This is a genomic window from Buttiauxella agrestis ATCC 33320, from assembly GCF_000735355.1.
Classification (GTDB): domain Bacteria; phylum Pseudomonadota; class Gammaproteobacteria; order Enterobacterales; family Enterobacteriaceae; genus Buttiauxella; species Buttiauxella agrestis.
On sequence record NZ_JMPI01000052.1, the window covers coordinates 1 to 12,648 of the forward strand.

General features: G+C 52.9%; 9 protein-coding genes. 2 read left to right on the forward strand and 7 right to left on the reverse strand.

The window, feature by feature from the left end; all coding sequences use genetic code 11:
* Window positions 1-106: 106 nt before the first annotated feature.
* Together GBAG_RS15175 and GBAG_RS15180 are read right to left on the reverse strand one after the other, a co-directional pair.
* Window positions 107-1,090: a nickel/cobalt transporter gene (locus GBAG_RS15175; RefSeq protein WP_034497723.1), complete on the reverse strand. Its 984-nt coding sequence runs from the start codon at window positions 1,088-1,090 to the stop codon at window positions 107-109.
* Window positions 1,081-1,716 (reverse strand): DUF1007 family protein, encoded by a 636-nt coding sequence (locus GBAG_RS15180; protein ID WP_246864884.1) that lies wholly within the window; start codon window positions 1,714-1,716, stop codon window positions 1,081-1,083. Before GBAG_RS15180 ends, GBAG_RS15175 begins: the two co-directional genes overlap by 10 nt.
* 138 nt (window positions 1,717-1,854) lie before the next feature.
* On the opposite strand from GBAG_RS15180, the gene csiE reads away from it, so the two are divergent.
* A complete protein-coding gene (gene csiE, locus GBAG_RS15185) occupies window positions 1,855-3,135 on the forward strand; it encodes a stationary phase inducible protein CsiE (protein ID WP_034497725.1) in 1,281 nt (426 codons plus the stop codon).
* Here the strand turns inward: csiE and GBAG_RS15190 are convergent.
* The 4 genes from GBAG_RS15190 to GBAG_RS15205 all read right to left on the reverse strand — a co-directional run bounded on the left by GBAG_RS15190 (window position 3,122) and on the right by GBAG_RS15205 (window position 9,997).
* Window positions 3,122-4,273, reverse strand: a complete 1,152-nt coding sequence (locus tag GBAG_RS15190; protein ID WP_034497726.1) for a 3-phenylpropionate MFS transporter — start codon at window positions 4,271-4,273, stop codon at window positions 3,122-3,124. The two genes, csiE and GBAG_RS15190, sit on opposite strands and share 14 nt — an antisense overlap.
* A gap of 85 nt (window positions 4,274-4,358) precedes the next feature.
* Window positions 4,359-5,201, reverse strand: a complete 843-nt coding sequence (locus tag GBAG_RS15195; protein ID WP_034497727.1) for an aldose 1-epimerase — start codon at window positions 5,199-5,201, stop codon at window positions 4,359-4,361.
* A 3-nt stretch (window positions 5,202-5,204) separates the two neighbouring features.
* A complete protein-coding gene (locus tag GBAG_RS15200; protein ID WP_034497728.1) occupies window positions 5,205-6,644 on the reverse strand; it encodes a sugar porter family MFS transporter in 1,440 nt (479 codons plus the stop codon).
* Window positions 6,645-6,709: 65 nt separating this feature from the next.
* Window positions 6,710-9,997, reverse strand: a complete 3,288-nt coding sequence (locus tag GBAG_RS15205) for a DUF5107 domain-containing protein (protein WP_034497729.1) — start codon at window positions 9,995-9,997, stop codon at window positions 6,710-6,712.
* A 115-nt stretch (window positions 9,998-10,112) separates the two neighbouring features.
* Here GBAG_RS15205 and GBAG_RS15210 point away from each other — a divergent pair, with 115 nt between their 5' ends.
* Complete coding sequence (locus tag GBAG_RS15210; RefSeq protein WP_034497730.1) at window positions 10,113-11,309, forward strand: ROK family protein; 1,197 nt, start codon at window positions 10,113-10,115, stop codon at window positions 11,307-11,309.
* 41 nt (window positions 11,310-11,350) lie between these two features.
* Here the strand turns inward: GBAG_RS15210 and glyA are convergent, their stop codons facing one another.
* Entirely contained in the window at window positions 11,351-12,604 is a 1,254-nt protein-coding gene (gene glyA / locus GBAG_RS15215; RefSeq protein ID WP_034497731.1) for a serine hydroxymethyltransferase, read from the reverse strand.
* Window positions 12,605-12,648: the final 44 nt, after the last annotated feature.

Below are 12,648 nucleotides of genomic sequence, written 5' to 3' on the forward strand. Positions count from 1 at the left end.
AGGGGACTGTTCGGTTTCCCCCCTCGCCTTCAGGGAGAGGAGACTGTCCGGTTTTCCCCCTCGCCCTCAGGGAGAGGGCCGGGGTGAGGGTTGTTCTAATCAAGAACTAAAACGGTCTAATCCCACGCATGACCGGTTGAGCACTCAGCCACATCACCCCCGCTGCTAATACCAAAATCCCCCCACCTGCAAATGCCAGTGTTGCCCAGGCCACTTGTCGCCACAAAACCGGTGCTTTATTGCCGCTTAAACGAACCGCCAGCTTGCGGAAACTGTGTACCAATAATGCCAGCCCGGAAATAGTGAGCGATGTCCCTGCCGCCATCGTCAACGCCGACGCAATTCCCCACGTATACACGCCGATCACTTTGCTGAACAACAGCACCATAATGGCTCCGGAACAAGGGCGCATTCCCATCGACAACACAATCATCGCTCGGGCGCGCCAGTCTTCTCCGGCATCAAGCTGTTGTTCAGTCGGCAAATGCTGATGGCCGCAGCCGCATTTTTCATGGTGAACATGATGCGGTGTGAAAGAAGTAAAGCGTACGGGTTTACGCAATATGCGGCGCAATTTGCCCACAGCCCGGCCACATAACATCAAGCCTAAAATCCCAACCAGCAAATAACTGCCCTTCTCCAGCCAGAAACTGCTCATATGCAATTGCCGCGAAGGGAGCGCCAGAATTCCCAGCACCAGCGTCACTAAACCAATCGCCACCAGTCCTTGTAATAAAGAAGCGGCAAATGTCAGTTTGAGGCTGCTTTTCAGGCGCGACGGGTGCGTGGCAAGCCAAGTGGTGATCACTACTTTTCCATGCCCTGGCCCTAACGCGTGAAGCACGCCGTAGACAAAACTAAATGACAGCAAAGACCAACCGGCACGCGCCGGGTTTTCGGCTACTTCGCGCAAAAGCCCACTCATCTGTTGGTTAATGGATTTCTGCCACATCGCACTATTCAGGATGATTTGCGGCCAGTAATGCCAGAGACTGTAAAATGCAGCGGCGCAGACAATAAGGAAAAACGCCAGCGGCCACATATGGAGCCAACGGCGGGATTGCGGTTTGGTCGAAGGCATTACTGACATTGCACGATCACCTGTTGAGCAAATTGTTTACCCAGTTCCATATCTTCGGGCGGCGCGTCGGCTTTATCTAAAGAGAGTGCAAACGCCTGCATGTCTTCCGTCGGCTTAGGCGTTTTCACTGAGATTTTGCATTGTTTGGCTAATGTTTCCGGCAGTTTGGCATCGCTATTATGGTCGTAACTCATATCAACAAAATAGGTCGGGTCGAAGGTGGCGAACTGATAGGTTTGGCCTTTTAGCGGCTGCGGATGCGCCAACGGTAAAATGAAGGTCAGCACCGCCTGATGCCCAACCCGTGCGAGTCCATACTGCGGCGGCAAATTATCAAACGTCACCTTTTGGCCGTTATGCCAGAACTCAGTGAAGTAGTGTTGCCCCAGAACATTCGCCATCACTTCAGCCGCCAGCTTCTTCCACACGGGTGAATCCGGCTTCGCATTACCGGCGTCATACAGTAGATCGGCTGAAGTAATTTCATCCATCGTCCACTGCATTTTCAGGCCGGTGAGCTGGTCATTTTCAGCCATTACGGTCGTGACCAGGGTAATGAAGCTGTGCGGGTGTGCCAAAGCCATCGGGCTAAAAAGCGCCGTACTCAAGGCAAAAAGCGCAATTCTGTTACACATTTTCCTGCTCATTATTCTCTCAAGATTAAAATTCTGTGAGCCAGTCAGAATTCCGTAATTAAAAAGCTCAAATCCTAAGCTGTACGGCAAAAGCTTTAGCTACTCTTAGCAATAATTAACTTTGACTTGGTTATGCGGATGATGACACTGCTTTCCCCAACACCATCTGTACTCTCCAGTCCGCAGCGTCGCTGCCACCTGCTTTTGTTGCTTTACTTACCGGGCCAAACCGTCACCCCAGAGATCTTAGCCAGACTCAACGGGGTCGATGACGCCAAAGCCCTGCAAGATATAGCCGACACCGGCGATGAAATCCAGCGCTATCACAGGCTGAGCCTCATCACGCAACAGGACGGCAGCTACCGGATTGAGGGCACGCCTCTGAATAGACGCTTGTGCTTATTGCACTGGCTGCGTCGTGCTTTACGTCTAAGCCCACACTTTGTGCAGCAGCATTTTACTCCGGCACTAAAAACCCAACTTAAACAACAGGGCATACTGACTGCGCTGTATGACGAAAAAAACCTCCAGGCGTTGATAAGCCTGTGCGCCCGCCGTTTGCAGCGCCAGTTTGATGCCCGTGACGTGCAGTTTTTGACGCTGTTTTTGCAGTATTGTCTGCATCAGCATCATGCGGGAATTATTCCTGAATTCACCGAGCAGCAGCGAGCATGGACACAAATTCGCCCGGAATACCTGGCAGCCCTTGAGATTGCCCGCCACTGGAAGCGGCGAGTGTTGCAAACCGCCAATGAAAACGAGCAGCTATTCCTCGCGTTGCTATTCCAGCTCCTGCGAATGCCCGATCCGATTGGTGATAACCATGAGCAAGATTTACGTCTACGCGGCGCGATTGTCACCATGATTGCGCAGTTTCGTGAACAAGCGGGAATGTCGTTTAGCGATGAACAGGGACTGAGCGATCAGCTCTATATTCATCTCGCTCAGGCGCTGGACCGCTGCCAGTTCGGAATCGGGATTGATAACAGCCTGCCGGAAGAAATCACGCGTTTATATCCACGTCTGATGCGCACCACGCGTGAAGCGTTTAGCGATTTTGAAAGCCATTTTGAGATGCGTTTTTCTGACGAAGAAGTGGGTTTGGTCGCGGTGATTTTCGGCGCGTGGTTGATGCAGGAAAACGATCTGCACGAGAAACAAGTATTGCTGCTGACGGGCAATAATTTAGAGCTTGAACAAACTATTGAACAACAGCTACGCGAACTCACGCTGCTGCCACTCAATATCAAACATTTGACGATTCACAGCTATCAAAAAGAGGGAGCGCCAAAAGAAGTGGTGCTGGTGATTTCACCCTATTCCACTACGTTGCCGCTGTACTCTCCGCCGCTCATTCACGTGGAGCTGCCGCTGGGCGAACACCAGCAGCAGCAAATTCGTAAAATTATTGAGTGTTAACGCAATACGAAATTGGGCGTGGGCGAATCAACAACGCAGGAACGGCGACCAACGCCATAATCCAGAACACCCCACCCTGCATATGCTGGTAAAGATAGCCGGAGAACATGGTCATAATCGCAATACCGCCGCCCATCGCCACCGCAGAATAGACCGCCTGCAAGCGAATCACTTCGTTGCCTTCACGCGCTGAGATATAGCGCATCGCCGCAAGGTGGCACACGGTGAAACTGCCGCAATGCAGGATTTGCGCCGCAATCAGCCACGGAAGATCGGTGGTGTACGCCATCAGGCTCCAGCGCAAAATCCCCGTCACGCCAGAAAGCAGCAGCAAATCACGCGCGCTCCAGTTGCGGAACAGTTTGTTGCTCAGCGCAAAAATCACGATTTCTGCCACCACACCCAGCGACCACAAATACCCGACAACCGAGGCGGAATACCCCGCGCCCTGCCAGTAAATTGCGCTGAACCCGTAGTACGCCGCGTGTGCTCCCTGCAACAACGTCACGCAGGCGAGAAAACGCCATGAACCCAACACCAGTTTCTTCCACGCTGGCCAGCCCGCGCCTTCGTTGTGTCTCGCTTCGCCCTGCGGCATCACCGATGGACGCAACATCATGCCGATTAACATCGACGCGACGCCGATACTCAGCAGCACCAGAATCGCCTGGTAGCTAAACAAACTCACCAGTTTGCCGGTCATCGCCGACCCAATCACAAACGCCAGCGATCCCCACAGGCGAACTCGGCCATAATCCATGGTGATTTGTTTTTGCCAGGTTCCAGCCAGTGCATCGGTCAGCGGTACGAGTGGTGAGAAGAATAGGTTAAAGCCGACCATCACAATCAATAGCCAGGCGGAGGTTTGCCCGAACCAAAAAGCGACGGCAAAAAGTAATGTGAGTAAGGCGAGGATTCTGAGGGCAAAGACAAGTCGGGAGGGGTCAGTAACACGAGGGGCAAGTAACAAGCTGCCGAGGAAACGGGCGATTAAACCAGCCCCTAATAATAACCCGATGGTTTCAGGCGGCAGGCCTACTCCAGCGAGCCAGACGCTCCAGAAAGGTAAGAAAATCCCGTAGCTAAAGAAGTAGGTAAAATAACTGAGCGCCAGCCAGCGCGTTGAATGCAAAACCATGATCCCTCCCGTTTTGGAGGCGTTAGTGTGTCCGAGCGTTGGCTGGCTTGCAAGCATTCATTAACAGACTAATAACACGTAATAATTACGGAGTTTTATCATCACGAGACAAAACCGTAATCTCCATTTTGATCGCCGTTGATTGCTCGTTTTGCAACAACACCAAACCCGGTTGCCCCGCCATATTATGCGCATTCACCGGATGAGTTTGTGGTTCGAGGCAAATAAACGTTTCATCTTCCATGCGGAAAACCATCAAATACGGCGTGGCGCAACGCAGTTGAACACGCATTTCGTCGTTTTCAATTAACGCTCTGCCATTCCAGCCGGAATAGCCGACGTTCAACCACTGGTTATCCGGCGTTTTCGGTTGCAGGAAATCGGTTTGCGCGGTCAGTTCACCCTGCCATTCCAACGGCAAGTGGTTCTCTCCTTCCGGCCAGAACCCTGTTGCGCCAAACTGCACGTGAGTGGAAGGTGTGAGATGGAAAAAGGGATGGAAACCCAGGCCATAAACCATCGGCTTACTTCCCCGATGAGACAATTCCAACTCGGCGATAAACCGTATCCCTTCCAGTCGATAAGCGAGCCGCGCCTGATAATCAAATCCGCAGTGGTGCTGGCTTTCCATTGTCAGCACGAGATTCAAAGAATCATGCTTTTCAACTTCCCAGGTTTTTAGCCAGCCATCGCCATGTAGAAAGAATTGCTCATCCACCGGACTTTTTGGCAATTCGATTAACTCGCCATGTAGCGGAAAACGATTCCCGGCAACGCGGTTTGCCAGCGGCAACATCGGGAACAGCGCTTTATCGCCAGGGTGAAGTATTGGCTGTTGATGTGTGAGCGACTCCAGGCTCCGAATTGCCGCCCCTTGCGGGGCGACGGTTAAACGTAAATGTTCATTTTCAAGTAACAGCATTTCCATATCTTAATGGGCCGTTCTTTCGGCACGCGCTTTCGCCGCTGCACCGTATTGGTCTGCCATACGTTTTTCCAGCGCTTCCAGACTCACACCTTTCGTTTCAGGCACATAACGGCGCACATAGATAAAGCCTGCGGCACAAATCACGCCGTAGAGCAGGAAGCTGCCCGCCGCGCCAAGACTGGCGTTCAACAGCGGGAAGGTATACGTAAGTAAGAAACAGGCGACCCACAGCGCCAGTGTTCCTAAAGACATTGCCAGGCCACGCACACGGTTTGGGAAAATCTCAGACAGCAGAACCCAGGTGACAGGGGCCAGCGTCAGAGCGTAAATCGCAATCGCCGCCAGAACTAAAATCAACACTGGCAGTCCCATAATGCCCAGCCCGTAAGCCGCACCGATTAGCGCATAGATGATGGTCAGACCGGCGGCACCAAACAGCATCAGTTTGCGGCGGCCGATTTTATCCACCAGCGGCAGCGCTGCGAGGGTAAAGATAAGGTTAATCAAACCTGTCGCAACAATGGATTTCAGCGTGCTGTTGATATCAAAGCCTGCGGAGGCAAATATTTCCTGCGCGTAGTTAAATATCACGTTAATGCCGCACCACTGCTGGAACACAGCCAACACCATCCCAATGATAATGATTGGCTTCACTTGCGGCTGCCACAACGCACTCCATGAGACTTTTTGCGTGTCGTTGTCCAGCGTTTGCAGAATATCGTTCAGCGTGTCGTCGGCATATTTTTGATTACCGATACGTTTAAGCATCTGATGAGCGCGTTCGTTTTTACCGGCACGCGCCAGCCAGCGTGGCGATTCCGGTACAAAGAACATCAGCACTAAAAATGCCAGCGCAGGAACCAGTTCAGCACCAAACATCCAGCGCCAGCCGACCTGCCCGTTCCAGCTTTCGGTGATTTGCTGCATCGTTGCCGCGCTGCCGACCGGTTCTGCAATCACCAGGTTGATAAGCTGTGCTGCCAGTACGCCAATCACAATCGTTAACTGGTTGATGGCAACAAACTTACCGCGTTTTTCAGCCGGGCTGACTTCTGCGATATACATCGGACTGAGTGCTGATGCGAGGCCAATCCCTACCCCACCGACAATGCGATACACCACAAACATGTCGAAGTTGCTGGCCATGGCTGTGCCCCAGGCCGAGGCGGTGAACAAAATCGCCGACATAATCAGCGGCGTTTTGCGCCCGAACCGGTCTGCGCACCAGCCGGAAATTAATGCCCCGAAAATACAGCCGACAAGCGCGGAACTCATCGCCCAGCCAGATTGCGCAGGGTCGGTTATTGAGAAGTAGGCTTCGTAGAACGGTTTCGCTCCACCAATTACCACCCAGTCATATCCAAACAGCAAACCTCCACAGGCGGCCACCAGACAGATAGTCCAGACATACCCCATGCGTAATTGTGTCTGTGCAGTGTTCATTGTTAATCCTCGTTTAAATCTTGTAGAGATACAGAGGAGCGGGAGTTATCTCCCGCCGTTTATTGTTATTTCAACACCAGGGGAAATACGCCGTTATGCACTGCCAGTTGCAGCAAGTGGGCTTTGTCATGAGCCGGATTTTGTGACAGCAAGGCTTTCAAGGCTGCTTCAAATTCGGCGAGCTCACCCAATCCAAGATGCCCAAGGGCTGCGACAAACAGGCAGTGTTGGTGATGCACAGCCTGACGATCGGCATCTAGCGCCACTAAATCTGGCAGGGAGACAGCAAAGAAATCGGGTTCAGACGGGTCGTTAAAGTGCGCATCAGCCCAGGCAATAAAGTGGCGAAACTGCATCTCGGCCTGCTCTTTTTCGCCGATACGGACCAACGCCATGGCCTGGTAGAACAGGTAATCAACCGGCTGATCGTTGTAGTAACGCCCGGCTTCCAGCGTGGAGCCGCCCTCCAGCGCACGTTCGTAGCAATGCTGCGCACGCTCTGGTTGTTGGCTTTGCTGCGCACACCAACCCAGCAGGTACCAGATATCGTTATCGCTCTGGCCAACTAAACGTCCTTCGCCGAGGTTTTCCGGGTAACTGAGCGCCTGCTGAAGTCGCTCTTCTGCTTTTCCAAACTGCTTATCAGCAATGTACGCCAGCGCCCTGCGTTGAAGATTTATCAGATACTGCCCGGTGACTTTGCCTTCGCCGCCCTCCCACGGGTGAAATTTACGCTGCGCTAAAACTTGCGCTGCGGCATCTGTTTCTCCATGGATATTCCACAGGCTGAGTAATTCTGCGGTCAGATCGTCACGTTTAAGGACCACGTCGCGGCGAGCCGCAAGATGCGCCAGGCGTTGTTCGGTAGAGCGACCGGTGAGTTTTTGCAGGTAATCCAGTTCAAACAGGAAGCGGGCGTTATCCGGCTCCAGCGCAACCGCGCGTTGCAGATAATGTTCCGCCAGTTCGGCATTGTGTTTTTTATTCCAGGCATGAATGCCCAACACCCGCTGAACCGCAGCAAATTCCGGGAGCTGCTCAGCAGCGAATTGCCAGCAGGCCACCGCGTCGTCATAGCGACGTTTGCTATACCAGAAACATCCCAACAGATATTGCGCGAAGCCATCATGCGGCAAACGTTGCAGCATTTGCACTTCGTCCAGCGTGTTCGGGAAGCGAACTTTGCGGGCAAAATTGTCCTGCGCCTGCTGCACAAAAGCATGTTGCTGTGCATGGTCAGTTTCCAGTGCCGCACGCCACAACAGCGGCATCGCTTCTTGTGAATCCATCACACTCAGCAATTCCCGGGCCTGCGTTTCATGGCCCAGACTCACCAGCCAACCCGCGAGAACACTGGCATTCACGCCGCGTTTACCGGTCACGCGCAGCAGTTCAGCACGGTCAGTTTCACTTTGCGTAATCACCCAGCGGGCATAATGCAGAACGTAACTGAGCGGGTATTCTTCAAGCTGCTGCGCAACCCAGCCCAGTGCTTTTTGTGACGCCCCGGTTTGATGAAACGCCAGCGCTTTCAGCCCCATTGCCAGGTTATTGCTGGCGTTAAATTTCAGGCTTTGATTCACAAATGCCAGCGCCTGCGCAGCTTCATCTTTGCGCAGCGCCAGGCGAGCAAGCGCGTAAGATGCGGCATCACGGCAATTGCCACTCCAGCTCGCTTTAAAATAATCGTCAAACGCCCCGGCGCAGTCGTCCTGCCTCTCTTTTGCCGCCCCACGCAACATGCTGGCATCACCGTTTTGCGGGTTTTTGTTCAGACGATGCGCGCGTTTCAGCGCGGCGTCGGCGTACTGTTCGGCAAGCGCCCAGTTTCCCCGGTTCAGCTCGAGCTGGCCTAATGCCACGTTACAACGGTAATCCTCCGGGTCCAGCGCCAGCGCTCGTTGGTAATAATCAAACGCCGAGCGGCTGGCGTGCAGATATTGCTCCAGATGCTGGCCGATGAAATACAGCTCGTCGCAATGGGTGATGTCCTGTGGTTTTGCCGGAACACTGGCAGGCTGCGGCAGCGGTAGATCTTCCGGAACGTGTTCGCAGTAGCTGAGAATAAGTTTGCCCTGCGCATCACGCAGATTCAGCGTCAGGCGCTGTGGCCAGCTGTCGCTGATAGCTTCCTGCCACGCCTGCGCGGGTTGCAGTGAAAGTGGGGTTTTCCACAACGTTCTACCCGCTGATTCAATGTCTAACGTAACGTCTGGCAACGGCGCGATGGCGTAGACTCCGAGGTGCAGTTCACCGTTATGGCGCTCAAGTTTCACCGCCGCCTGAGTGTTGGCGTTTTGCAGCGTGCCCAATTGGCTGTATGGCAGGAAATTCTGCACGAAGATTTTTTCTTCGTAAGGCGCAATCCAGGTGAAATCCGGTTGGTTATCGGTGAATACGCCTGTCATCAGCTCGATATAGGGGCCGTTTTCATCCGTCAGATTGCGATCCCAGGCCTGGCCGAAATCACAGTTTCCCCACGTCCATTGTTTCTTGCCCGGTGAAACATGGTGATCGGCAATATGCAGCAAACCGCCCTGCTCGCCATGATGATAAGCGCCGACAAAATCGTAATCTGATTTATCCGCCATATAAGACGTTGGCACCGGAATGTTTTTGTAGCGCGAGATATCCACGCCTGCGGAATAGTCGACTTTGTAGTAGGTGCCGTGGGCAATCGGGAAGGCGGAAACATCACGTTTGCCGTGATCGAATACCGCGGTGACATCAGGGGGGAATACGCTTTGGTGATCGTCGCCGCCTTTGACTGCCGGATTCGCCCACCACAGGAAATGGCGCGGCGTGGCGTTGCCGTTGAACACTTTGCCGGTGATTTCAATCAGCGCTTTTTCCGGGTAGAGCGTAAACCCGGTCATGACTTGCAAGCCGCGCATCGGCTCCACTTCACCCAACCAGACGGTTTGTGCGCCGTTGCCATGCTTCTGGAAAGTCACATCGACAGGCATAAAAGTGGTTGGGCGATGGTGCTGCGGCCAGTTAAATTCGATACCGCCGGAAATCCACGGCCCGACCAATCCCACCAGCGCCGGTTTCACCACTTCGTTGTAGTAAACGAAATCGCGATCCATCACTTTGTCATAAGCGCGGTGAATACGCCCCCCCAGTTCAGGCAGCAGCATCACGCGGATAAAATCGTTTTCAATCCACACCGCTTTGTAATCACGCATTTCGCGCACACCGCTCAGGGTGTCAATCACGCCGTAGGGATAAACCGCACCGGAAGACCCCTGGTAAACACGGCTTTCAAGGAACATCGGATTCGGGTCTTCTGCACCGGTCGTCCATGTGGGTAACGCAATCGTCTCTTGCCAGACGTTAACGGCTCCGTACATTTCGCTTCTCCAGTAAACAAACAACAGTGAAATACGTTATGTTTGCAGTGTAGAGAACTCATTGCGCCTTAGAATGCTTAATGCTCACACAATAAAGTTAACGGAGTTTAGTGAAATGTATGACTCAGGGCTGAACAACCAACGCGTGCGGCAACTCAATCGCCAGACGTTGATGAAACTGGTGTGGCAGCATAAGCGGCTCAGTAAATCGCAGTTTTCGCAGTACACCGGTCTTTCGATCCCTGCGGTCAGCAAGATTCTTGATGAGTTAGTGCAGGATGGAAAACTGAGCCATTCCAGCGAAAATCTGAGTAACCGTGGTATCAATAGCGGCAGTTACCAAATCCCGCCCGATGGCGATTTCATTCTTTGCATGAATGTCACCCCCACCAGCATTGAGAGTCAGCTGTGCGATGCACAGCTTTCACCGCAGGGGGAATTTGAACGGATTCAGGTTAATGCCGCCACGCCACAGGCGCTACTCGCCGCTATCGAGAATATCTGGCGCACGCAACGCAAATGCTGGCCGAAAAAGAAAATTAACCTGGCGCTCGGGATCCACGGGCAAGTCGATCCGGTGACGGGAGTGTCGCAAACCATGCCGCAAGCGCCGTGGCGTGAACCGGTTGAAATCAAATATCTTCTGGAAGAAAAGCTCGGCGTAACCGTCAGGGTGGATAACGACTGCGTGATGCTGGCGCTGGCAGAGAAATGGCAGAATCCGACAAATCGCCAGGATTTCTGTGTCATAAACGTCGATTACGGCATCGGTTCTTCATTTGTGATTAACGGGCAAATTTATCGCGGCAGCCTGTACGGCAGCGGGCAAATCGGCCACACGATTGTGAACCCCGATGGCATGGCATGTGACTGCGGGCGTTACGGCTGCCTGGAAACAGTGGCCTCGTTGACGGCGTTAAAAAAGCAGGCACGCATCTGGCTAAAATCACAACCCATTTCACCAAAGCTCGACCCGGAATCTATTACTTCAACACAGTTAATTACCGCCTGGCATGAAGGTAATGAATACGTTTGCCGTTGGGTAGAAAACGCCGCTAACGCCATTGGGTTAAGCCTGTACAACTTCCTCAATATTTTGAATATCAATCAGATTTTGTTCTACGGCAGAAGCTGCGGGTTTGGCGAAAGCTGGCTTGCGACCATCGACAAGCAAATTGGATTTAATCCCTTTGACCATGGCGATTCACTCAAGGCAAATGCGACACAAATCAGTTTCGGGCAGTTGAGTCGACCGCAACAGGTGATGGGAGTGGGTTATTTGTACGCTGAAGAGTCGTTGAATCAGGTGTGATTGGGCATAAAAAACCCCGGCGAACCGGGGTCTTCAACAGATTATGCGTACACCGGTAAGCGTGCGCAGATATCGAGAACTTTTTGTTTAGTGCGTTCGATAACCGCTTCGTCGTTGATGCTATCCAGCACATCACACATCCAGCCCGCCAGTTCACGGACGTCAGCTTCAGTGAAGCCACGGCGAGTCACTGCTGGCGTACCGATACGGATACCAGAAGTCACAAACGGGCTCTTAGGATCGTTTGGCACGCTGTTTTTGTTCACGGTGATGTTTGCACGGCCCAGCGCTGCATCAGCTTCTTTACCGGTCAGATTTTTATCAACCAGGTCCAGCAAGAACAGGTGGTTATCAGTACCGCCAGAAACCACTTTGTAGCCACGTTCCAGGAACACGGCAACCATCGCTTTCGCGTTTTTGGCAACCTGGTGCTGGTAAGTTTTGAACTCAGGTTCCATAGCTTCTTTCAGTGCCACAGCTTTACCCGCGATGACGTGCATCAGTGGGCCGCCCTGCGCGCCTGGGAATACCGCGGAGTTCAGTTTCTTGTACAGCTCTTCGCTGCCGCCTTTCGCGAGGATTAAACCACCGCGTGGGCCTGCCAACGTTTTGTGCGTTGTGGTCGTCACAACGTGAGCATGTGGAACCGGGTTCGGGTAAACGCCAGCCGCAATCAGGCCTGCAACGTGCGCCATATCGACGAACAGCTTCGCATCGACCATGTCAGCGATTTCACGCATTTTTGCCCAATCAACCACGCCGGAATAAGCAGAGAAACCACCGATGATCATTTTCGGTTTGTGTTCTTTGGCTTGTTTTTCCAGATCTGCGTAATCAATGTGACCAGTTTCATCGATCCCGTAAGGAACGATGTTGTACAGTTTGCCGGAGAAGTTAACCGGGGAGCCGTGAGTCAGGTGGCCGCCGTGTGCCAGGTTCATACCCAGAACGGTATCGCCTGGTTCCAGCAAAGTGGTGTATACCGCAAAGTTAGCCTGTGAACCGGAGTGCGGCTGCACGTTAGCGTAATCAGCGCCGAACAGCTCTTTTGCACGGTCAATAGCCAGTTGCTCAACCACGTCGACATATTCACAGCCGCCGTAGTAACGCTTGCCTGGGTAGCCTTCTGCGTATTTGTTGGTTAACTGAGAACCCTGAGCCTGCATCACGCGCGGGCTGGTGTAGTTTTCGGAGGCGATCAGTTCAATGTGCTCTTCCTGACGTACTTTTTCTTGCTCCATAGCCTGCCACAGTTGGGCATCATAATCGGCAATGTTCATTTCACGTTTTAACATTCGCATCTCCAGACTCAGCTAACAGTAAATATTTGAACAGCTTT

What these genes read in the sequence shown, in the direction of transcription:
- GBAG_RS15175 (WP_034497723.1), bottom strand. Translation starts at nt 1,090, where the DNA reads ATGTCAGTAATGCCTTCGACCAAACCGCAATCCCGCCGTTGGCTCCAT.
- GBAG_RS15205 (WP_034497729.1), bottom strand. Translation starts at nt 9,997, where the DNA reads ATGTACGGAGCCGTTAACGTCTGGCAAGAGACGATTGCGTTACCCACA.
- csiE (WP_034497725.1), top strand. Translation starts at nt 1,855, where the DNA reads ATGATGACACTGCTTTCCCCAACACCATCTGTACTCTCCAGTCCGCAG.
- GBAG_RS15195 (WP_034497727.1), bottom strand. Translation starts at nt 5,201, where the DNA reads ATGGAAATGCTGTTACTTGAAAATGAACATTTACGTTTAACCGTCGCC.
- glyA (WP_034497731.1), bottom strand. Translation starts at nt 12,604, where the DNA reads ATGTTAAAACGTGAAATGAACATTGCCGATTATGATGCCCAACTGTGG.
- GBAG_RS15200 (WP_034497728.1), bottom strand. Translation starts at nt 6,644, where the DNA reads ATGAACACTGCACAGACACAATTACGCATGGGGTATGTCTGGACTATC.
- GBAG_RS15210 (WP_034497730.1), top strand. Translation starts at nt 10,113, where the DNA reads ATGTATGACTCAGGGCTGAACAACCAACGCGTGCGGCAACTCAATCGC.
- GBAG_RS15180 (WP_246864884.1), bottom strand. Translation starts at nt 1,716, where the DNA reads ATGTGTAACAGAATTGCGCTTTTTGCCTTGAGTACGGCGCTTTTTAGC.
- GBAG_RS15190 (WP_034497726.1), bottom strand. Translation starts at nt 4,273, where the DNA reads ATGGTTTTGCATTCAACGCGCTGGCTGGCGCTCAGTTATTTTACCTAC.